We start from the raw sequence: 20,200 nt of genomic DNA on the forward strand, positions 1-20,200 counted from the left end.
GTCAGTGAGGGTGGAAGGTCTCCGATGACCCAGACAACGGCCGAGAGCGCGGCAAGGAAACAGCGCGCGCAGATCAGGGTGCGCACTCTTCGCACCGACCGATGGTGGCTGGCCCCGGCGCTCACGTTCGCCGGGCTCCTGTTGTTCTTGATTTACGGTGTGTGGGCGACCTTTGACGGGAGCTACTTCACCGACCCGTACATTGCGCCCTTCTCGTCGCCGTGTCTGGCGACGTCGTGTCCCGAAGGGGCCCGGTTGTTCGGGTTCGCCCCCTTCGGCGACTGGTATGCGCTGCCGCCCGGGATACTGATCCTCGGACTGCCCGGTGGGTTCCGGCTCACCTGCTACTACTACCGCAAGGCCTACTACCGGTCGTTCTGGCTGTCGCCGCCGGCGTGCGCCGTGGCCGAGCCGCACGGGAAGTACACCGGCGAGACGCGTCTGCCGCTGATCCTGCAGAACATCCACCGCTACTTCTTCTACTTCGCCATCGTCATCGGCCTGATCCTGACGTACGACGCGGTGCTCGCGCTGGTGCACAGGCCCGCCGGGCTGGGCAGCTGGATTCTGCTCGTGAACGCGGCGCTGATCCTCGGCTACACGTTCGGCTGCCACTCGTGCCGTCACATCACCGCCGGGCGCCTGAACCACTTCTCCAAGCACCCGCTGCGCTACAAGGCGTGGACCCTGGTCTCGAAGCTCAACGCCAGGCACCAGCAGTTCGCCTGGGCCTCGTTGTTCTCCGTCATGATCGCCGACCTGTACGTGCGGCTCGTCGCCAAGGGCGTCATCAACTTCCCGTTCGCATAAGGATTTCACGTGGAGCGTCACGAATACGACGTCGTCGTCATCGGAGCCGGTGGAGCGGGACTCCGCGCGGCGATCGAGGCGCGGCAGCAGGGCAAGCGGACGGCCATCGTCTGCAAGTCGCTGTTCGGCAAGGCCCACACGGTCATGGCCGAAGGCGGCGCCGCCGCCGCGATGGGCAACGTCAACAGCAGCGACAACTGGATGGTGCACTTCCGCGACACCATGCGCGGAGGCAAGTTCCTCAACAACTGGCGCATGGCGGAGCTGCACGCCAAGGAGGCCCCGGACCGCGTCTGGGAGCTGGAGGCCTGGGGCGCGCTGTTCGACCGCACCAAGGACGGCAAGATCAGCCAGCGCAACTTCGGCGGCCACGAGTACCCTCGCCTCGCCCACGTCGGCGACCGTACCGGCCTGGAGCTGATCCGCACCCTCCAGCAGCGGGTCGTCGCCCTCCAGCAGGAGGACGAGAAGCTGCACGGCGACCCCGAGGCGTACATCAAGGTCTTCGCCGAGTGCACGATCACCCGCCTGATGAAGGACGGGGACGCGATTTCCGGGGCCTTCGGCTACTGGCGCGAGACGGGCGACTTCATCGTCTTCGACGCCCCCGCCGTGGTGCTGGCCACCGGCGGCATCGGCAAGTCGTACGTCGTCACGTCGAACTCCTGGGAGTACACCGGTGACGGTCACGCGCTGGCCCTGCTCGCCGGCGCGAAGCTCATCAACATGGAGTTCATCCAGTTCCACCCGACGGGCATGGTCTGGCCCCCGTCGGTGCGCGGCATCCTGGTGACGGAGTCGGTGCGCGGCGACGGCGGCGTCCTGCGCAACTCCGAGGGCCGCCGCTTCATGTTCGACTACGTCCCGGACGTGTTCAAGGACAAGTACGCCACGACCGAGGAGGAGGCGGACCGCTGGTACGACGACCAGGCCAACAACCGGCGTCCGCCGGAGCTGCTGCCCCGTGACGAGGTGGCCAGGGCGATCAACGCCGAGGTGAAGGCCGGGCGCGGGTCACCGCAGGGCGGCGTGTTCCTCGACGTGTCCACCCGGCTCCCGGCGGCCGAGATCACCAGGCGGCTGCCGTCGATGCACCACCAGTTCAAGGAGCTGGCGGACGTCGACATCACCAAGGAGCCCATGCAGGTCGGCCCGACCTGCCACTACGTCATGGGCGGCGTCGAGGTGGACGCCGACACCGGCGCGGCGTCGGTCCCCGGGCTGTTCGCGGCCGGCGAGGTCTCCGGCGGCATGCACGGCTCGAACCGCCTCGGCGGCAACTCGCTGTCAGACCTGCTGGTGTTCGGCCGCCGGGCCGGCGCGGGAGCCGCCGCGTACGTGGACGGGCTGGCCAGGCGGCCGGCGGTGACCGGCCTCGACGAGGTCAGGGCCGAGGCGCTGGCCCCGCTGGAGCGCAGCGGCGGGGAGAACCCGTACGAGGTCCACCACGAGCTGCAGCGCACGATGAACGACCTGGTCGGCATCATCCGCAAGTCCGAGGAGATCAGCGAGGCCCTCCAGGTCATCGAGAAGCTCAAGGAGCGAGCCAAGAACTGCGCCTCCTCGGGCAGCCGGATCTACAACCCCGGCTGGCACCTGGCGCTCGACCTGCGGAACATGCTGCTGGTGAGCGAGTGTGTGGCGAAGGCCGCGCTGCTGCGGGAGGAGAGCCGCGGCGGTCACACCCGCGACGACTACCCGGGCATGTCGGCCGAGTGGCGGCGCAGGCTGCTGGTCTGCTCCGCCTCCCAGGACGGCACGTCCATCACGGTCGAGGAGCAGGTCCAGCCGTCCATGCGGGGCGACCTCATCGGTCTGTTCGAGCGCTCCGAGCTGGAGAAGTACCTCACCGAGGAAGAGCTGGCGGAATACGACGCCGCGGTCAAGGAGTCGTGATGGGATACAAGGCGAAGTTCCGCGTCTGGCGCGGTGAGGGCGGCGAGGGCCGCCTGGAGGACTTCACCGTCGAGGTGAACGAGGGCGAGGTCGTCCTCGACGTCATCCACCGGCTCCAGGCCACACAGGCGCCCGACCTCGCGGTCCGCTGGAACTGCAAGGCCGGCAAGTGCGGGTCGTGCTCGATGGAGATCAACGGCAAGCCCCGGCTGGGCTGCATGACCCGGATGTCCACCTTCGAGGAGAGCGAGACCATCACGGTCACGCCGCTGCGGACGTTCCCGGTCATCAAGGACCTGGTGACGGACGTGTCGTTCAACTACCAGAAGGCCCGCGAGGTCCCGTCGTTCACGCCGCCGGCCGACGTGAAGCCGGGCGAGTACCGCATGCAGCAGGTCGACGTCGAGCGGTCTCAGGAGTTCCGCAAGTGCATCGAGTGCTTCATGTGCCAGAACGTCTGCCACGTGATCCGCGACCATGAGGAGAACAAGCCGGCCTTCTCCGGCCCGCGCTACTTCATCCGGATCGCCGAGCTCGACATGCACCCGTACGACGTGGCGGAGCGCAAGGAGTCGGCGCAGGACGAGCACGGCCTCGGCTACTGCAACATCACCAAGTGCTGCACCGAGGTCTGCCCGGAGCACATCAAGATCACCGACAACGCGATCATTCCGATGAAGGAGCGCGTGGTCGACCGGAAGTACGACCCGCTGGTCTGGCTGGGCTCGAAGATCTTCAAGCGTCAGCGCTGAGCCCGGGGAGGAAGCGCCGATCGGCCGGTCCGATCGGCGCTTCTCGTTTTCAGCGGCGGCTGCCCGGGTCCTCGCCGGCGCCGGTGGCCTCGGCCCAGGGGTCGGCCGGGGCCGGATACTGCTGCTGGCCCTGTGCCTGCTGCTGGGCCTGCATCTGGGCGGGGTCCGCCGGCGGATAGCCGTACGGCTGGGCGTAGCCGTACGGCACCGGGTAGCCGTAGGGCTGCTGCGGATACCCCATCGTGTAGTGCTGGACGGGCACGAAGCCGACCATCGGGGCGTAGCCGGGCGTGGCCGCCGGGTACGCCGCCGGCTCGGGAGCCGCCGTCCGCGCCGCGGCCGGGCCTCCTCGCCGTACGGCGGCGGCATGCGCCATCCTGCGCAGCCGGCCCTCGAAGATCAGCCAGGCGATCAGCGCGATGCCCACGAGCACCCCGGCGGGGATGGCGAGCCGGTGGGCCAGCGTCGGCTTGTCGTACTCCGGAGACGCGTTGCGGATCTCGATCGGCACCGTCTCGGGATCGGGCTGCTCGAACGACGCGCCCGCGGTGGGGGTCTGCTGCGCCACGTCCGGTGACGCGGACGCCTGGGGCAGCTGCACCTGTCCGACGTCCTCCGGGGACGGGGTGGGACTCGGGGTGGAGACCTCGTTCAGCGAGGGGAGCGTCTGCGTGTTCTGCGGCGGGAGGTCCTGCTCCGTGGTGGACGCGGGGGGAGCGGTGGTCGTCGCGGCCGGCTTGGGCGTCTTCGTCTTGGTCGGCTTCGGCGTCGGCGTGATGGTGACGGTCTTGGTCACCACGGGCTCCGCGGTGGGGCTCGCCGCCCCCGAGGGGGTGACCGGCGGCGTCTGGGTGACAGTGACCGTGACGACGGCGCACTGGGGGTCCTGGACGGGGTCGCACGGCTCCACGGGGTCGGCGTTGGCGCCGATCACCGGGCCCATGGCCAGGATCGCCACCGTGGCGATGGCCACGGACGCGACCGCCGAGGACGCGGCTCTCATGTACGCGCGTCCGATCACCGCTCGCCTCCCGTCGGCCCGGCTCCCAAGTCAAGACCGATTGTAGTTCGGTAAAAGGAGGAGCCAAGCCGGATCTTGCGAACGATTCGGCGACTATGTGGTCGCGGAACCGGGCAGCAGCTTCTCGATCGCGGCGACGACCGGCAGGTCCGCCGGAAGCCAGGCGACGTCGTACAACTCGTGCGGCTCCAGCCACCGCAGCTCGAGGTGCTCCAGCGGGCGGGGCACGCCCGTGACGACGGTGGCGAGCCACACGTGCATCAGGTGGCCGCCGGGCAGTGGCCAATCCCCGCCGACGCGGCGTCCGAGGACGACCTGGACGCCGAGCTCCTCCGCGCATTCGCGCACCAGCGCGGCGTGCTCGTCCTCCCCCGGGTCGACCTTCCCGCCGGGGAACTCCCAGCCGCCTCGCAGCTCGGGGGGCGCGGCGCGCTGGGCGGCCAGGAGGCGGCCGTCCCGGACGATCGCGGCGCCGACGACGAGGCGCGTCATGTCACGGCCCGCTTCAGCTGCGCGACGACGGTCTCGTTCTCCAGCGGGCGGGTGAAGCCGACGATGTTCGGCCGGTCGCGGTAGGTCGTGACCTTGATCGGCCCGCACAGCGTGCACCGTGCCTCGATCATCTTCCCGGGCGACACGACCATGCCGACATGCCCGGGATTGTCCGCGGACGTGCCCGGACCGGCGTTGAAGAAGACGAGGTCTCCGGGCCGCTCCTCGCCTTCCTCGATCTTCATGCCGAAGGGCCACTGGCCGAAGGTCGTCCGGGGAATGGTCAGACCCGCGTTCCGGTAGGCCATGTAGATGATCCCCGAGCAGTCGAAGGCGTCCGGGCCGGTACCGCCCCACCGGTACGGCTTGCCCCGCTGCGCCAGGGCGTACTCGAGGATGTCGCGCACGACGTCGTCGGTGGCGCTGTCGACGTAGCCGGAGTCGCAGGCCGGGTCGGCCTCGGGCGGCACGCCGATGTCCCCGGTCGCCGCGTAGCGTTTGGCGATCTCCAGCACCTGGTCCACGTACCAGGTGGCCCGGTTGTAGACGAAGATCGCCTTTCTGAGGTCGTCGGGCGCGCCGTTGCGCTTGAGCATCTTGGCGGCGCCGAGAATGGCGTCCGCCGGGTTGTAGACGTCGCCGTAGCCGTCCCCGTCGCCGTCGGAGGCGTAGCCGTTGATGCCCGGCTCGATCTTCATCTTGGCCTGGCCGCCCCAGGTGCTGATGAGGAACTGCATCGGCCCGGCGGCCCCCGCGTAGTTGGTGCCGCTGCTCACGCCCGGCAACGTCGAGCGCCCGTGATTCGTCTCCCGCTTGCCGATGGCCGCCAGGACGTTCCACTGCACGCCGATCTGCTTGCCGAACTTCTTGTAGAGCTCCAGGTAGTCCGTCGGGATGTCGCCCTGGGCCGTCTGGGAGACGTCCGCCGTGTCTCCTGTGGCCGCCTCGGCACAGTTCTCGGCCGCGCCGCCGCCGAGGAGGATCGACGGGCTGGGGGTCATCAGGATGATCGAGCCGAACAGCGTGACCGGGACGATCACGACCAGGGCCACGGCGATCGTCCGCCAGTCCCGCCCCGCCGACGCGAGCCTGCGCACGACGCGCGTCGAGGCGGTCACGGCGAGGTGTCCCCGTCCTGACCGGCGTCGGCCAGTTGCAGGTCGTACACCCGCCAGTCGGTCCCCGCCTTGACCACGGTCACGGCGAACCGCTCCGGCACGTCCTTCTGACCGTTCTTGTCCGTCACGTGGCGGACCGAGTCGACGACGAACGCCACCTGGTTGGCCGTCATGTCGCGGATCGTCGCCACCTTCGCCGACCCCTTCGAGGTCACCTGGTCGGCCTCGTTCTGGTCCACCACCGCGGGGTCGGTGACGGTCCTGGTGAGCTGCCCGGCGAACTCGTCGGTCGCGAACCGCTTCAGCCGGTCGGCGCGGGCCGCCGGCTCCTCACCGGCCGAGAAGGTGCCGTACGCCTCGGTGAAACGGCGCGCCAGGTCGGCCGCCGCGCCGATCTCCTCCCTCGACAGCGGCAGGTACGCGTAGACGTCGAAGGCGCCGGGGGTCGTGGCCACCGGGCTGGGCTCCCGGACCGCCCTCGTCGCCGGAGCGGTGGCCACGACGGACTGCTCCCGCGGCTGCTCGTCGCCCTCGGACGGCGGGGCCATCGTGAGATAGACGCCGACGGCGGCGAGCACCACGACGGCCGCCGCGAAGGCCAGGCCCTTGCCTCGATCGCTGTTCCGGCTTCTCATCAGTCGCCGGAGTCGCGGTCGGCGGGCTTGGCCCAGAACGGGGTCGGCGCGTCGCTGTCGCGGCGTGTGCCCGCTCCCCTGCTCGGCAGCCAGAGCGGGGGCGGCTCGGCCGAACGGGAACGGCTGGAGGACGAGCCGGAGTCGCGTGGCGGGGCGGGGCGGGAACGGCCGCCGTCACTCCGCCGGGACGAACCGCCGAACAGGCCACCCGAGCCACCCGAGCCACCCGACCTGCTCGACCCAGCGGACCTGCTCGAGCCGCCGGACGAGCCGCGCGAGCCGCCGAAGAACCCGCCCGAGCCGCCGCCGGACGGCCGCGGGGACGACGGCCGGGAGGCCCAGCCGCCCGACCTGCCGCTGAACCAGCCGCCACCCGAACCACCGCTCGAACCGCCACGGGACGGCGCGGCGGACGCGGCTGAGACGCCGGTGACCCGCTGCGGCGGGGCGGCCGGGCTCCCCGCCGACGGCGCCGCCGACGACCCCGACTGTGGGGCGGACCGGGCCGGGGAGGCGGGCCGAACGCCCGACAGGTTGAGCGGCGGGGCCGTTCCCGGACGGGAGGCGGCGACTCCGGCCTTGCGGCGACCGGCCCCCTGCGCGTCGGCGTCGAGCGGCGCGGGTTGCGCCCCCGCACGTGCTCCGACCTGGGCGGCGACGTTGCCCGCGCCCTCCTCGCCGCGCACGCGTCCCTGTGCCACGCCCGCCGCGGCGGCGGCCGCCGTGCCCGCGCCGGTGGCCATCGCGGCCGCGCCGATGACCGGCTCGGCCTTGCGCAGGCCCCACCGGCCCGCCCGGACCGCCGCCACCGGCGGCAGCGCGTTGGCCGCCCGCGACAGCGTCGGCGCGGCGGTGGCCTCGCCGAGCATCCGGGTGGTGATCGTGTGCCCGTCCATCGAGGCGAACAGATGCTGGAACGGCCGTCTGTAGAAGAAGACCGCGATCGTCATCAGCGCCATGAACAGGATCTGCATGCCCCAGGGCAGGTTGGTCGAGATGATCAGCGCGTAGCCGTACACGAGGATCCCGAGCACCAGAGCCAGCACGGCCTGGCGCAGCAGGGTGCCGACCAGCATCTCCACCCAGCGCATGGCGATGATGCGGCCCGAGCCCGGATGCACGCCGATCAACAGGAAGATCGGCCCGAGCATCAGCAGCAGGAGGAAGCCGACCTTCAGGACGAGCAGCGACACCGCGACGAGGAAGATGAGCAGACCGGCGACCATCGCCGCGATGAACGCGCCGATCGCGATGCCCAGGCGGCTGGTCCAGTCCTTGCCCTGGAAGAGGAAGTACGCCGGGGTGCTCTCCAGCGGCTTGGCGACCTCCTCCTCGAACCGCTTCTGGTGGGAGTCGGAGGCCGGCGTCTGCCTGTCCGCCTGTTCCGCCGCGTCGATCGCCTGAATTCCGAGCAGCTTCGCGCCGAGGCCCTTGACGAGACCGGCGTCGGGATCGGCCGTGCCGAACTCGCCCATCAGCCACGGCTTGCAGACCAGGACCGACCACAGCGCGTCGGCGTTCTGCGCCACGCCGGGCGTGCCCTGGCGGCCGTAGCCACCCGCGGTGGGCTCGCTCGGCACCTCGCCGGGCGCGGTCTCCTTCATCGGCAGACAGGACGCGCCACCCGCCCCGGGCAGCCCCGAGAACGCGGAGTTGACGATCTCGCCGGTCTTGTCGGTCACGGTCTTGCCGAGGCTGGTGAAGTCACCCGGGCGGCTGAAGAACCAGATCGCGACCGTGACGGCGAGGACCATCCAGATGACGCCCTCGGTGGTGGTCGTCGCGCGCTTGCGGATCAGGCCGTACCACGCCAGCCAGATCGCGCCGAGGATGACGATCGGCCGCAGGTACGGCCAGTACATCGCGTTGGCGAGGTTGGTGACGATCTCGTCGGCGACTTCCTTGATGGGCTGCAGCGGGCCCTCGGTGGCCGCCGCCTGGTAGGTGCTGATCGTCAGCCGGTCGACGGCCTTGGCCCAGGAGAAGACCGTGTTGGCCCAGGCGTTGCCGAGCACGGCCGTGACGTCGGAACACCCCAGGTCGTAGGTGTGCCAGAACTGGCCGGCCATGCCGTACCGCTCGTAGTTGGTCGCCGGTTCCTTTGGCGTCTGTGCGGTGTTCTGGCCGTCGGCCGCGCTCACGTCCCCGGCCGGCGGCTGGACCAGCCCGTCGACGCCGCCGCCCACGATCTCCGGGGCGAGGGCCGGCGACAGGTCGCAGGGCCCGACGGCGCTCGCCGTGTCCGCCGGGAAGACCAGCGGAAGCGTCACGAACGCCGCGAAGGCGACGAACAGCAGGGCCAGGGTCCGGCGGACCCGCCTGCCTCGTCTGCCGCCCTCTCTGGTGCGACCTCTGGGACCGTTCCTGCGCACGCTCACGATCGCACCTCCTGCGTGACCCCCGACCGACCGGAGCCCCCGTCAAGAAGATCATGCACGTTCTCGTTGGGTTTGTCGTGTGTCGGATTGGTGTCGAGCCAGCGCAGCAGTTCCTCCGAGATAAGGTCCACCCCGATACGGCCTGCCCGGCCGTCCAGATCCCGGAAGACGCACTCCCCGTTGCCCAGGGAGCGCAGCACCGCCTTGTGCTCCTCCGACGGGTCCACGCCGAGGAGCTCCATCACGTGCTCGACCTCCACGCGTTCGGTCGATCGGAACGCGAAGACCGACGACAGACAGTTGGTCACCTGCTCGTTGAGCAGGTCACCGGCGTTCTGCGAGACCAGGACGAGCGCCGTGTTGCGCGAGCGGCCCATCCGGGAGACCTCGGGCACGAGCTTGGCGCCCTCGGGCGTGGACGTGATCGCCCACGCCTCGTCGAGGAAGATCGCCTTCGGCGTGCGCCGGTCGAGCCCGTTCATCAGGCGGCGCGCGAACTGCGACACCAGGTAGAGCAGCGCGACCGACAGCCGCTGCTCGTAGGAGTAGTCGTCCCTGGCCGTCATCACGTCGGGCAGCGTGAGGCCGCCGAGCGTGAACACGGTCGTCCAGCCCTCGGTGTCGATCTGCTCGCCGCCGGAGGCGTCGAAGCACAGCCGGGCCAGGTGCATCTCCGACATCGACCGGAGCACGGCCCCCAGGTTCTTGGACGCCGGGTCGGTCGACTGCTCCAGGTGGTCGACCACCTTGCCCAGCGAGGGGTCGGGTTCGTTGGAGATCGCGGCGACCGCCTGGATCATGGCGGACTCACGCTCCTCGGACATCCTCGGCAGCAGCAGCCGCAGGGTCTCGGTCGCCATCGTCTTCTTCGTCGCGATGTCGTCGCCGAACGAGAACGGGTCGAGCAGGCCCGGCGCGGCCGACCCCAGCGGGATGACCCGCGCCTTGCGGCCCCGCCGTTGCAGCAGCCGTACGAGCGACTCGGCGTCGCCCTTGGGGTCGATGACCGCGATCGTGACGCCGCGCAGCGCCATCTGGTAGATCAGCAGCAACGCGAGCGTGGTCTTGCCGCCGCCCGGCTCACCGGTGATCGCGATGGCGGTCGGGCGGTTGCGCGCCGCCGCGACGAGCGGGTCGAAGTGCACGATGCTGCGGGCCCGTCCCAGCGTCTCCCCGACGTACGGCCCGATCCATCCGGCGTTCGACTCGTCCACCCGGTCGCCGAGCTCGACGGTCGCGGTGGCCATGCCGCCCGCGATCGTGCGCAGCGGCTGCCGCTGGGCGTACGCGTTGACCCGCAGCCGCTCGCCCGGAAGTGCCTCGCAGAACAGCGAGAACTGGTCGCCGGTGGAGTTGACGACGTCGATGCCGATATCGCGGTAGTGCTCCACGACGGCCTCGACGCGCTGCACGCACATCTCCTCGGTCGGCGCGCTGACGCTGAGCCGGTGCCAGCCGTACACGAACGGCAGGCGCTCCTTGGTGATGCCGTGCTCCAGCATGCGGGCGGCGTCGATCTGCTCGGCCAGCGCGAGCGGCGCCTCGGCGCCCGCCTCGCGGATGTGGATGTCCATGTCGCGCGCGTGGGCCAGCTTGCGCGCCACGTCCTTGCTCGCCCTGACCGGGGGGATCAGCCGCATCCGGCTGGAGACCTCCACCGGGAACGGCAACTGGTCGGCGAAGTGCAGCCACGGCTCCCCGTCGGGGAACGGCATCAGGTCGGGGAACCGGGCGAACGACAGGTGCGCGGTCCAGGAGTCTCCGGCCGGCTGCTCGATGCGCAGCAGCGACCTGCCGTTGTGGATCTGCCCCTCGACCAGCGACTCGATCTCGCCCTTGCCCCACCTGCGGCGCGGCGTGGCCGAGGGCAGCGGCTCACCGAGGCCGCCCGCCGCCGCGTGCTGGTACAGCCAGGCGATCTCCGTGGAGGTGGCGTGGCGGGCGTACAACGCGCTGGAGGCGAGCGCCCGGCCGAGCCGTTCCGCGGCCTCGGTCCACCGGGCGATCTCCTTGTCCGGCACGTGGTCGTCCTCGATGCCGAGCGTCTTCTCGCCGCGCTGGTAGAAGCCGAAGAGCTGGGCCAGCACGCCGGTGCCGAGCTGCGCGCCGCGCGGCCCGAGCCGTACGCCGAGGTAGATCTCCTTGCTCCAGAAGTCCTTCGCCCAGACGTGGCGGTACATCTCCTCCAGGTACTCCCGCCAGCCCGGGCCCTCGTCCGAGGTCGAGTTGAGCGCCATCGCCCACTCGGCGGCCGGATAGGCCCGGTGCGCGATCCGCAGGTGCACCTCGGCGTCCTGCATCCTGATCGCGGCCAGCGCGATCGTGATGTTGGTGGCCAGCGCCTCGCGCTCCTCGGGGGTGAGGAACTCGTAACTCACCGTCGGCAGCCGGAAGTAGGCCCAGGCCGCCGAGTCGGTGAGGAGAACGCGATCGTCGAAGTAACGCACCGCGAGGCGACTGCGCGCCCTGCTCATCGACCTCTCACCAGCTTCCTCGCTCGCCCCTCATCTGGCCACCTCCTGCTTGGCCTGGACAGTCGCCAGGCCGCTAACGATCACACCCGCAAGCGCAACGTACGCCCTGCGGCCGCCTATTCGGAGGTGATTGACGTCGACCGGTCCCGGCCGCCCGGGAGCCAGCTCGTCCTCCCAGGGCACCCGGACGATGGCCCGGCAGCGGCCGCTGGCCACCGCCTCGGCCTGCTCCACCTCGGGGAGGCTGCGGCGGCTCACGCCGTTGATCACCATCACGGCGCGGCGCCGCAGGTCGGAGCAGCCGTGCCCATCGAGCCACTCGTAGGTCATCGCCACCGCCTCGGAGGCGTCCTCGCTTGCGGGGGCGACCAGCACGAGCTGGTCGGCGTACGGCAGGAGCCGGGCCGCCAGCGCGGCCGCGGGGTCGATCACGGTAAGCCGGTAGTGCCGGTCGAGCGCGGCGAGCGTCCTGCGCCAGTCGGCCAGGAAGGCGCGGTCCGCCAGGCGCTGCGTCACCCGGTCGTCGGTGTCCGCCCCGACGACCTCCAGTCCCGATTCGCAGCGCGTCGTGTACGCCCGCATGCCGAGGTAGCCGGTCACCTCTTCCGAGCTCTCGATGAGCGAGCTCAGCGTCTCGGGCGAGTCGGCGGCGATCCTCGTCGTGAGGGTGTCCTCTCCGGTGTTCGCGTCGAGCGCGAGCACGCGGTCCTCCCGGTAACGGGCCAGCGTGTGGCCCAGCATTAACGCCGTGGTCGTCTGCCCGGCGCCGCCCGTGCAGCCGAGCACCATGATCCGGCTGCTGCTGGTGAGCGGGACGCGGGCCCGGGCCTCGTCGACCTCCATGCCGTCTGTACGGCTGCCGCCCACGACGACCTGTGCCAGGCGCCGCCAGCCGCCCGATGTGTCACGGCCGACTACGGCCTCGACGCGGCGCAGCCGCGGCGGCTCCTCGTGCGCCGGCCTGCCGGGGGTGGTCCTGTGCGCGGCGGGCAGCGACGGCCGGGCGGGACCGGCAGGGCCGGCCGCCCGGGGTCCCGCGGGCACGGCCCGGATCGACACCCCCGCGGGGGCCGCGGGAGGCGTCACGGCGGGGCCGGCGCCGGTGCCGCCGGGGGTGGTGCCACGGGGGGCGCCCCCGGCACTCTCGTACGGCCGGGACCCCGGTGTGTGCGTCCCCTCCCGCGTGGCGTCCGGGGAGGAACCGGCGTCGGCCGTCGTGGGCTCCGCCGGAAGGTCCGTCGCGGCGGGAGCGACCGTCGCGGGCTCGTCCGTCTCCGCGTCTCCCGTCTCCGCGTCTCCCGTGGCCGCGTCTTCGGTGGCCGCGGGCGCTTCGTCCGCCGCCGGAGGCGTCCGCTCCGGCTCCGGCGAGGATGTCCGGGACGTCTCGCCCCAGGCGTCTCCCGGCACCCGTGGCCGTACGAGCCGCGGCGGCCGGCCCTTGCGATGCTGTTCGAGCGCCTCGGCGTCCCGCTCGCCACCGGCGGACTCCTGGGGCGCGGACGGCGCCTCCTCCGTCTGTGCCTCCTCCCCCGGTGTCTCCTCCGCCGGTGTCTCCTCCGCCGCCTGCTCGCCGGGCCGCGGGGGCGCCTCGGCGAAGGGCGTCACACCGGAGTGCCCTATGGCGCGGGGTTCGGCCGAAGCGGCGAGCCGGCGCAGGCGGCGCAGCGCCTCCGTGCCGATGGGCGGGACGGCGGGCGCGTCCGGAGCCTCGGCGGGAGCTGCGGGAGCGGCGTGCGAGGCCGCAGTGACGGGGCCCCGCTCGTGGCCCTCGTGCCTCTCGTGGCTCTCGTGCTGCTGCTCGCGCTCACGTTCCGGGCCGGTGGCGTAGCCGCCCCGCGCCTCCTCACGTACGGGAGGTGCGGACGGCTCCGGGAGGTAGAGGACGCGCTCACCGGTGGCGCCGGCACCGCCGCGGGCGGTCTTGGCCGAGGTGGTGGCCGGGATGGGGGCCGGGGTGTCGGCGACGACCGGTGCGGCGGCGGCCGCGGCGGCCGCCACGGCGGGGCGTACCACGCGTGAGGGGTCCACCTGACGCGCGCCCGCTCGCACGGCGGCCCCCGAGGCCGGCCGTGCGCCGGTTGCGGAGACCTCCGGGACCGGCACCTTGACCGAGACGGCACGGCGCGCCTTGCGGGCCGCCCTGCCGTTCCCCGCCACGGCCGGCGGCGTGGTCCGCCAGACGCGCGCCGTGAGTGCGACCTCGTCCGGCTCGTCGAACGGGGCCATCCGGCACCACGTCCGGGGCTCGCTCATGTAGCGGAGCTGTGACTGAAGCAGCTCGGTGAGGCGCTTGCTCTCGATGACGGGACGGGTGGACAGCCAGGTGAGCACGCCGGGGGGAACCAGGTAGATGACGTGCCACGGGGCCGCGAAGGGCAGGCCGATCAGGTAGAGGAAGACCCACCACGGCACGGAGACACCCACGAACACACCGATCCAGACGACCGGAAGCGGCATCGGCAGCCGTAGGTCGTACAGCTTGTACAGCCGCTTCTCGATGCGCCAGATATTGGTATATGTGGGCAGATCCACCCCGAACCTCCTCTCCGCCCGCTCACTTGATGCCAAGTGCGCCCGCGATCGCCTTCGCCGTCACCTCGATGATGTTGGGAACGTAGAAGATCACGCCGATCGCGATCGCCAGGATGATGAACTGGACGAACCTGGTGATCTCGCGGGTGAAGAGGAAGAAGAGCGCCACGACGGAGACGACCGCGAGGAAGAGCGGAGCGAAGAACTTCCGGAGGAAGTCGGCGAGACCCTCGGTGTTGATGCCCGTCGCCGGGGCAGGCGACGGCGCGGCCAGATCAAGGACGTGGTCCGCGATGGTCTTCAGTATCAACTCTCGCCCTCCCGGGGGTATGGATCAGCGATGTCTTTGCCGGGCATGCGCTACCCCACGGACCGGTTCGCACCCTGGATGTCCCTGACGAACCACTTGCCGCCCTGCTTTTCGATCGTCAACTGATAGGCCTGCTCGAGACCGGCGGGCTGCGCCGCCGGGTCCTGCGACGGACTCGCCAGTGCCGCCTGCTCGCCGGACGCCACCGCCCACACGACCACCGCCGTGACCTTCCTGCTGTCGGTGCCGCCCGGCGGGACCACGACGTCCTTCAGCTCGGCGAGGGTGAACTCGCCGCCGAACCCGTTGACGGTCACCCCGCTCGCGACGTACCGCTGCAGGTCGACCTGGTTGCCCGCGGCGTACGCCTTGAAGAAGCCTTCGAGCTGGGGACGCAGTTCGGCCTCGGTGCTGGAGTCGCGGTCGGGGTCCGGGAGCTGCGGCAGGCCGGCCGGCCCCGGCGCGGGCAGCAGGGCCGGTTGGGCCGCAACCACGAACCTGCCGTTTTCGTAGTAGACCGGCACGGACAGCAGCCCACGGCTGCCTCCGGACTGGTACGTCACCGTCACCCGGGCGTTGTGGTCGTCGACGACGTCGATCCCGGCGAACTGGAAGGCCCCGGCCGACATGCGCCCGTAGCCGTTCCAGCCGAACTGGTCGTCCGCGCCCTCCGGCAGGAACGACTTCAGCCGTTCCGCGCGCTGCTGGGGGTTGGCCGCGTCGTAGTTGAGGTAGACCGCCGCGAACTGGTTGGCGAAGGCCGCCGCCTGCGTCGCAGGGAACCCGGAGGTGGCCGTCCCGGCCGGCGTCGAGGGGGCGCCGTCGTCCTGTAGGGAGCGCTCGAACACCGCACGGACGCCGTTGACCACGATGACGACGATCAGCGCCCAGAGGATGACCCGCCCGGTCCAGACGAGCCAGCGGCCTCCGCCGCCGCTCCAGCCTCTGCGGCGAGGGGCCGCGGCGCGCGCCGCGCTCGCCGGATCGAAGCCTTCCAGTGGGTACGGGTCAGGGTCGCCAGCGATCCGCGGATCCTGCTGGACGTCTGACCTGCGAGCCATCACGCCTCCGCTCGCGCCGATCCCTCCGGCTGGCGCGGTTTCCTCTTGCTCTCGATCCGGTTAACCGCATTGAAGTATTCACCCTAGCGGTCTCGCCAATTCTTCCAGGTAAGCCACGCCCATGGTGCAAGCATCGCCGCGACCGAGCAAACCGGGTCCACATCCCGTCGAGACGCCCCACGCCTATCCACTCCGCGGAAAAGCACGTTACGCCTGGCCAGCCGGGGCATCGATTACCTAACCGCCACCTATTGCTGTCTTCGCAGCTCGCAGGCATATCGAAACCGACCGCACCCCCGCACCCGGACAGCCGACGGCCCCGCGCGAAGCGGGGCCGTCGTGTCGTGAACGGGCCTGCGCCCTACTGGCACGCCTCCGAGGAGGACGAGGAGGACGACTCGATCGAGGTCTCCGGGATGCCCGCCGGCGGCGCGCTCTCCGGACCCGTGATCGTGGGCGGGATGCTCTCCGGCGCGCTTCCCAGAGCGCTCTCCGGAGCACTTTCCGGAGCGCTCTGCGGCAGCGAGGAGCTCTGCGACTCGCTCGCCGACGACTGCGTCTCCGACAGCTGCTGCTGTGCGTGCAGGGACATCTGCTCGATGCGCTGCTGCGCGTTCATCGCCTCCTGCATGATCTGCTGCTTGGCGCTGCTCGCCTCGTCCCTGATGGTCTGCCGGGCCTCCTCCGCCATCTGCTCCATCGACGCGGCCGGGAACGCCTCGCTCCGCAGGCTCGCGCCGGCTGAAGACTCGCTGCGCCACGACGAGCCGCTGGAACCGCTGTACTGCCGTGCGGACCACTGCGCCGGGAACTGCTCGCGGACCGTGACCGAGACGGTCCGCGGCAGCGCCGAGGCGGACATCTGCGGCATGGAGACGGTGAGCTGCGGCGCCTGGGGCACCAGGCCGGTCGGCGGGAGCACCTCAGGGGCGAAGACCGGCGCGCTCTCCGCGATCAGCGGCGCGCTGATCAGCGGAGCCGAGATCGTGCTGGCCTGGGATGCGGACTCCGTCGCCAGCAGCGGCTCGCTGATGGTGTACGACGTCACCCGCACAGATCCGCCGGGCTCACCCGCCTGCGGGGCGCCGGTGGCCGCGGAGGCGGTGCCGCCGAGCAGCGCGATTCCGCCGGCCGTGAAGGTCGAGGCGACAATCGCCGCGAGAGCGAGCTGTCTGGATTTCCGGTGCATGGTCCCCTCCTTGGGCCCGATCGGGGCCTCGGCAGGTCAGGCCACCTGGGCTTTTCCCGGTGCCCGAATTCGGCCGTCTCCCTTCCGCCCACGCCGGATTACGGCACCGATGGAATTTGTCACGAAAAGGGAGAATTCACGGGCGACTTCGCGCCCAAACGGCCTCATCTCGATGCTTCAACGAGCCTCCCGAATGCGTCTAGGGCAGTTGGCCCAAGCGTTTCCGCAGGCCATGGAGGATCTGACCGGAGGGAGGGCTGCGGCAGGTGATGCCCCAGGGTGGTTTGCGGCTTCTTATACGCCAGAGCAGTCTGCGATGGTCCGGCCCTGATCGTCGCCAGGTTCCGGCACCCGGAGAACGGCGAGCCCGCCGCTCACGCCCGATGACGGGTCCCCGCCACCGTGACCGCCGCTTTGCGTGATCCCCCGTCCCCGCCGACCGGCTACGGCCGTTCGAGATCGTAGGTGACGTCCGCCACGCGGACCGTCCGGACCAGCGGATCCTCGATGATCTTCCGCAGTTGCCCGACCGTCGCCAACGAGTCCACGTAGGCGTAGGCCAGGCCGGCGTTCGCCGCCTTGCGCAGCCGGGCCAGGCTCAAATCGAAGTCGTGCAGGTTGTCGTCGTCGTAGTCCTTCAGCATGCCCACCCAGCGGCGGAAGTTCGCGAGGTCCAGCTTGATCGCATCGTCGGGCTCGATCCAGCCTTCCGGCACCGGGGCCCGGTCCCACATCGTCAGTCCTCCCCACGTGATGGGGATCGACCTGGGACGCCGTTCGAAGACCACCTTCTCGGCGATCGACTTGTACCCGGCGGTGAAGGCGGCCAGCTCATCGGTGGTGAGCGGTTTGGCGAACTCGACCACCGCCAGCGCGTTGAGCCCTTCCGGGAGCCTGGCCAGCACCTTGCGGCCGTCCTCCTTGGGCTGATTGCCCGTGCCCACGTTGATCAGCGCCCTGCTCAGCGTGGTGCCGGCGTAGGTGCCGAGTGGCAGCCTGCCCACGTGACCGAAGAAATCCTGGGTGACGACATGCTCCACGCCGCCGTAACCGTCGGCGAAACCTCCGACGGCCCGCATCGGCCTGACGGCCACCGTGAACGACATCGACAACGGTGCGGTGGCACCCCTCTCCCGAACTTCGATGTCGTAGCCGGGATTGTAGATCTTGAAGGCGGTGCCCAGCACGTCGGTCATGCGCAGTTCCCGGTCGCCGCGCCGCTGCACCAGGCCAGAGCCCACGGTCGCCGCCAGGACGAGGGCGAGCAGTGCCGCCAGCACCGTGATCGCGGTGCGGACGACACCGCGCCGGACGGCCCGTCGGGTCGCCTTCTGATCGAAGTCGGGCATGGGCGGCAGCAGATCGTCAGTCATGAGGAACTCCGTAGAGATCGGCGAAGGCGGTCCTGGCCCGCCACACGGCCGTTTTGATCGTGGTGTGCTTCTTGCCGGTCATCGCGGCCACCTCGACCAGGGAGAAGCCCTCGAAGTAGACCAAGGTGAGCAGCCTGCGATGCTCCTCGGACAGCCGTTCCAGGACATCGCGCACGGCCAGCGACTCGGCGTGCAGCGCGGGCACGCCGAGCTCGTCGGGATGGGGCAGGCCCAGTTCGAGGCGGTGGCGCCGGAGATGGTCGACCAGGACGTTGCGGGCGATGGTGAGCAGCCATGCCGCCGGGTTCTCACCGCGCCAGCCGAGCAGCGCCCTCGTCGCCTTGACGAACGTCTCCTGGGCCAGGTCCTCGGCGAGATGGGGGTCGCGGGTGCGGCGTAGAAGGAACCCGCACACGAGCGCCCAGTGCTCGCGGTACAGCTCCTCGATGATGATGCCCCCCGCGTTCTTGTGTCTGTCACAACAGACCAGACGCGATCGGGGCGGGAATGGTCACACCGCTCTCTCTAGCGGGGTGAAGGGTGACGGCTCAGCCGCCTATGCCGCTGGTCTCGGGGTCCTTCCGCACCCAGGGGCCACCGGACCGGTCGCCCGGGTCCTCAGAGGGGCTGGAGCCGGGCGTGCAGGAGGCAGAACTCGTTGCCTTCCGGGTCGGCCAGGACGTGCCAGTTCTCGGTGCCGGTCTGGCCGACGTCGGCGGGCCTGGCGCCGAGAGCGAGCAGCCGCTCCAGCTCGGCGTCCTGGTCGCGGTCGGTGGCGTTGACGTCGATGTGCAGCCGGAGCTTCCCGGTCCGCGGGGCGCTGCTGGGGCTGAGGATGAGGGTGGGCTGCGGGCCGCCGAAGCCGGTGCCGGGCGGCCCGATCTCGATGCTCCCGTCGTCTTCCCTGCCGAGTTCGACGTAGCCGAGGACCTTGCTCCAGAACTCGGCGAGCCGTTCGGGATCGGCGGCGTCGATGACGAGCTCACTGATGCGGCATGCCATGCCCGACAGTGTACGTAGACGACCCGGGAGTCGATCTACACCGGTTCAGACGTTGAAGCGGAACTCCACGACGTCGCCGTCGCGCATCACGTAGTCCTTGCCCTCGATCCTGGCCTTGCCCGCGGCCCGGGCGGCGGTCATCGAGCCCGCCTCCACCAGGTCGTCGAACGAGATGACCTCGGCCTTGATGAAACCGCGCTGGAAGTCGGTGTGGATGACCCCGGCGGCCTCGGGAGCGGTGGCGCCCTTGCGGATCGTCCAGGCCCGGGCCTCCTTGGGCCCGGCGGTCAGGTACGTCTGCAGGCCCAGCGTCTCGAAGCCGACCCGGGCGAGCTGGGCGAGGCCGGACTCCTCCTGGCCGACCGACTGCAGCAGTTCCAGCGCCTCGTCGTCGGGCAGCTCCACCAGCTCGGACTCGATCTTGGCGTCGAGGAACACGGCCTCCGCCGGCGCCACGAGCGCGGAGAGCTTGGCCCGCAGGTCGGCGTCGGTCAGCTCGTCGGCGTCGAGGTTGAAGACGTACAGGAACGGCTTGGCCGTGAGGAGGTGGAGCTCGCGCAGGTCGGCGAGGTCGATCCCGGCCGCCTTGCCCCCGGCGTACAGGGTGGTGCCGGTGTCGAGCAGCTTCGCCGCGGCCTCGGCGGCCTCCAGGAGGACCTTGCGGTCCTTGTTGGTGCGCGCCTCCTTCTGCAAGCGGGGCAGCGCCTTCTCGATCGTCTGCAGGTCGGCGAGGATCAGCTCGGTGTTGATCGTCTCGATGTCGCGCTCCGGCGCCACCTCACCGTCCACGTGGGTGACGTCGGGGTCGGAGAAGACCCGGATGACCTGGCAGATCGCGTCGGTCTCGCGGATGTTGGCGAGGAACTGGTTGCCCCTGCCCTGCCCCTCCGAGGCGCCCTTCACCAGGCCCGCGATGTCGACGAACTCGACCTTGGCCGGGAGGATGCGCGCGGAACCGTAGATCTCCGCCAGCTTGTCCAGACGCGGGTCGGGCACGCCGACGATGCCCACGTTCGGCTCGATCGTGGCGAACGGGTAGTTGGCCGCCAAGGCGTTCGCGCTCTTGGTCAGGGCGTTGAAAAGCGTGGACTTGCCGACGTTGGGCAGGCCGACGATGCCGATGCTCAGGCTCACGTACCCCGAGTTTAGGGGGCTCG

17 protein-coding genes are annotated in these 20,200 nt (G+C 70.7%); 3 read left to right on the forward strand and 14 right to left on the reverse strand.

Going from position 1 to position 20,200, the window contains the following annotated elements:
- Positions 1 to 24: 24 nt before the first annotated feature.
- Genes HHX41_RS23810 through HHX41_RS23820 form a run of 3 tightly spaced genes read left to right on the forward strand, consistent with a single transcriptional unit; the run spans position 25 to position 3,458 of the window.
- On the forward strand, positions 25 to 810 hold the full coding sequence (locus HHX41_RS23810) for a hypothetical protein (RefSeq protein WP_169983365.1): 786 nt from the start codon (positions 25 to 27) through the stop codon (positions 808 to 810).
- Between the two features lie 9 nt (positions 811 to 819).
- Positions 820 to 2,706: a fumarate reductase/succinate dehydrogenase flavoprotein subunit gene (locus tag HHX41_RS23815; protein WP_169983366.1), complete on the forward strand. Its 1,887-nt coding sequence runs from the start codon at positions 820 to 822 to the stop codon at positions 2,704 to 2,706.
- A complete protein-coding gene (locus tag HHX41_RS23820; RefSeq protein WP_182907775.1) occupies positions 2,706 to 3,458 on the forward strand; it encodes a succinate dehydrogenase/fumarate reductase iron-sulfur subunit in 753 nt (250 codons plus the stop codon). Before HHX41_RS23815 ends, HHX41_RS23820 begins: the two co-directional genes overlap by 1 nt.
- Before the next feature lie 49 nt (positions 3,459 to 3,507).
- Here HHX41_RS23820 and HHX41_RS23825 read toward each other — a convergent pair whose 3' ends face one another.
- The 14 genes from HHX41_RS23825 to ychF all read right to left on the reverse strand — a co-directional run bounded on the left by HHX41_RS23825 (position 3,508) and on the right by ychF (position 20,177).
- Positions 3,508 to 4,479, reverse strand: a complete 972-nt coding sequence (locus HHX41_RS23825; RefSeq protein ID WP_182907776.1) for a hypothetical protein — start codon at positions 4,477 to 4,479, stop codon at positions 3,508 to 3,510.
- 93 nt (positions 4,480 to 4,572) lie between these two features.
- The gene (locus HHX41_RS23830) at positions 4,573 to 4,971 is read right to left on the reverse strand and encodes a (deoxy)nucleoside triphosphate pyrophosphohydrolase (protein WP_182907777.1); all 399 of its coding nucleotides are present in this window, start codon (positions 4,969 to 4,971) and stop codon (positions 4,573 to 4,575) included.
- On the reverse strand, positions 4,968 to 6,089 hold the full coding sequence (locus tag HHX41_RS23835; RefSeq protein ID WP_310742142.1) for a bifunctional lytic transglycosylase/C40 family peptidase: 1,122 nt from the start codon (positions 6,087 to 6,089) through the stop codon (positions 4,968 to 4,970). Before HHX41_RS23835 ends, HHX41_RS23830 begins: the two co-directional genes overlap by 4 nt.
- Positions 6,086 to 6,724: a hypothetical protein gene (locus HHX41_RS23840; protein WP_169983370.1), complete on the reverse strand. Its 639-nt coding sequence runs from the start codon at positions 6,722 to 6,724 to the stop codon at positions 6,086 to 6,088. Before HHX41_RS23840 ends, HHX41_RS23835 begins: the two co-directional genes overlap by 4 nt.
- Positions 6,724 to 9,102 (reverse strand): type IV secretion system protein, encoded by a 2,379-nt coding sequence (locus HHX41_RS23845; protein WP_310742143.1) that lies wholly within the window; start codon positions 9,100 to 9,102, stop codon positions 6,724 to 6,726. The genes HHX41_RS23840 and HHX41_RS23845 overlap by 1 nt, the downstream gene beginning before the upstream one ends.
- Complete coding sequence (locus HHX41_RS23850; RefSeq protein WP_169983371.1) at positions 9,099 to 11,576, reverse strand: ATP-binding protein; 2,478 nt, start codon at positions 11,574 to 11,576, stop codon at positions 9,099 to 9,101. The genes HHX41_RS23845 and HHX41_RS23850 overlap by 4 nt, the downstream gene beginning before the upstream one ends.
- Before the next feature lie 30 nt (positions 11,577 to 11,606).
- Entirely contained in the window at positions 11,607 to 14,108 is a 2,502-nt protein-coding gene (locus tag HHX41_RS23855; RefSeq protein WP_182907778.1) for a TcpE family conjugal transfer membrane protein, read from the reverse strand.
- A gap of 22 nt (positions 14,109 to 14,130) precedes the next feature.
- Positions 14,131 to 14,418, reverse strand: coding sequence for a hypothetical protein (locus HHX41_RS23860; protein WP_169983373.1), 288 nt, complete (start codon positions 14,416 to 14,418; stop codon positions 14,131 to 14,133).
- A 50-nt stretch (positions 14,419 to 14,468) separates the two neighbouring features.
- The gene (locus tag HHX41_RS23865; RefSeq protein WP_182907779.1) at positions 14,469 to 15,479 is read right to left on the reverse strand and encodes a conjugal transfer protein; all 1,011 of its coding nucleotides are present in this window, start codon (positions 15,477 to 15,479) and stop codon (positions 14,469 to 14,471) included.
- A 361-nt stretch (positions 15,480 to 15,840) separates the two neighbouring features.
- On the reverse strand, positions 15,841 to 16,668 hold the full coding sequence (locus HHX41_RS23870) for a hypothetical protein (RefSeq protein WP_182907780.1): 828 nt from the start codon (positions 16,666 to 16,668) through the stop codon (positions 15,841 to 15,843).
- A 443-nt stretch (positions 16,669 to 17,111) separates the two neighbouring features.
- The gene (locus HHX41_RS23875; RefSeq protein WP_182907781.1) at positions 17,112 to 18,041 is read right to left on the reverse strand and encodes a hypothetical protein; all 930 of its coding nucleotides are present in this window, start codon (positions 18,039 to 18,041) and stop codon (positions 17,112 to 17,114) included.
- A complete protein-coding gene (locus HHX41_RS23880) occupies positions 18,034 to 18,531 on the reverse strand; it encodes an RNA polymerase sigma factor (protein WP_310742153.1) in 498 nt (165 codons plus the stop codon). Before HHX41_RS23880 ends, HHX41_RS23875 begins: the two co-directional genes overlap by 8 nt.
- A 128-nt stretch (positions 18,532 to 18,659) precedes the next feature.
- Positions 18,660 to 19,043 (reverse strand): VOC family protein, encoded by a 384-nt coding sequence (locus HHX41_RS23885; protein ID WP_182907783.1) that lies wholly within the window; start codon positions 19,041 to 19,043, stop codon positions 18,660 to 18,662.
- A 45-nt stretch (positions 19,044 to 19,088) separates the two neighbouring features.
- Entirely contained in the window at positions 19,089 to 20,177 is a 1,089-nt protein-coding gene (gene ychF, locus HHX41_RS23890; protein WP_169983379.1) for a redox-regulated ATPase YchF, read from the reverse strand.
- Positions 20,178 to 20,200 lie beyond the last annotated feature (23 nt).

The organism is Microbispora sp. H13382, from assembly GCF_014161445.1.
Lineage (GTDB): Bacteria > Actinomycetota > Actinomycetes > Streptosporangiales > Streptosporangiaceae > Microbispora.